The organism is Escherichia whittamii, from assembly GCF_014836715.1.
In the GTDB taxonomy this organism is placed as follows: Bacteria; Pseudomonadota; Gammaproteobacteria; order Enterobacterales; family Enterobacteriaceae; genus Escherichia; species Escherichia whittamii.
The window spans coordinates 1-1,267 of sequence record NZ_JACSQI010000031.1 but is presented as its reverse complement, the minus strand read 5'-3'; the positions used below and the strand labels follow the sequence as shown (position 1 = coordinate 1,267).

Genomic DNA, 1,267 nt, shown 5'->3' with positions numbered 1-1,267 from the left:
TTTTCCGCTGCATGAAATGCGCGATGATGTCGCATTTCAAATTATCAATGATGAATTATTTCTCGACGGTAACGCTCGTCAGAACCTGGCAACTTTTTGCCAGACCTGGGACGACGAAAATGTCCATAAATTGATGGACCTGTCGATCAATAAAAACTGGATCGACAAAGAAGAATATCCACAATCCGCAGCTATCGACCTGCGCTGTGTAAACATGGTTGCTGACCTGTGGCATGCGCCTGCACCGAAAAACGGCCAGGCCGTTGGCACCAACACCATTGGTTCTTCCGAGGCCTGTATGCTCGGCGGGATGGCGATGAAATGGCGTTGGCGCAAACGAATGGAAGCCGCAGGTAAGCCGACCAATAAACCAAACCTGGTCTGTGGGCCGGTGCAAATCTGCTGGCATAAATTCGCCCGCTACTGGGATGTTGAGCTGCGCGAGATCCCTATGCGCCCCGGCCAGCTATTTATGGATCCGAAACGCATGATTGAGGCCTGCGACGAAAACACCATCGGCGTGGTGCCGACTTTCGGCGTGACCTACACGGGTAACTATGAGTTCCCGCAACCGCTACACGATGCGCTGGATAAATTCCAGGCGGATACCGGTATCGACATCGACATGCACATCGACGCCGCCAGTGGTGGCTTCCTTGCGCCATTTGTGGCACCGGATATTGTCTGGGACTTCCGCCTGCCGCGCGTGAAATCCATCAGTGCTTCAGGCCATAAATTCGGTCTGGCTCCGCTGGGCTGCGGCTGGGTTATCTGGCGTGACGAAGAGGCGCTGCCGAAAGAACTGGTATTCAACGTTGACTATCTCGGCGGTCAGATTGGTACTTTCGCCATCAACTTCTCCCGCCCGGCGGGCCAGGTGATTGCACAGTACTATGAATTCCTGCGCCTCGGTCGTGAAGGTTATACCAAAGTACAGAACGCCTCTTACCAGGTCGCCACTTATCTGGCGGATGAAATCGCCAAACTGGGGCCGTATGAGTTCATCTGTACGGGGCGCCCGGATGAAGGTATCCCGGCGGTGTGCTTCAAACTGAAAGACGGGGAAAATCCAGGATACACCCTGTATGACCTCTCTGAACGTCTGCGCCTGCGCGGCTGGCAGGTGCCGGCATTTACCCTCGGCGGTGAAGCCACCGACATCGTGGTAATGCGCATTATGTGCCGTCGCGGCTTCGAAATGGACTTCGCTGAACTGTTACTGGAAGACTACAAAGCCTCCCTGAAATATCTCAGCGATCACCCGAAA

At 54.4% G+C, this 1,267-nt stretch carries 1 protein-coding gene; it reads left to right on the top strand.

The genetic code is table 11. The features are described 5' to 3' along the window. Positions 1–1,267, top strand: a 1,267-nt coding sequence (locus H9644_RS21390; RefSeq protein ID WP_105289638.1) for a glutamate decarboxylase, incomplete at both ends; no start/stop codon positions are given.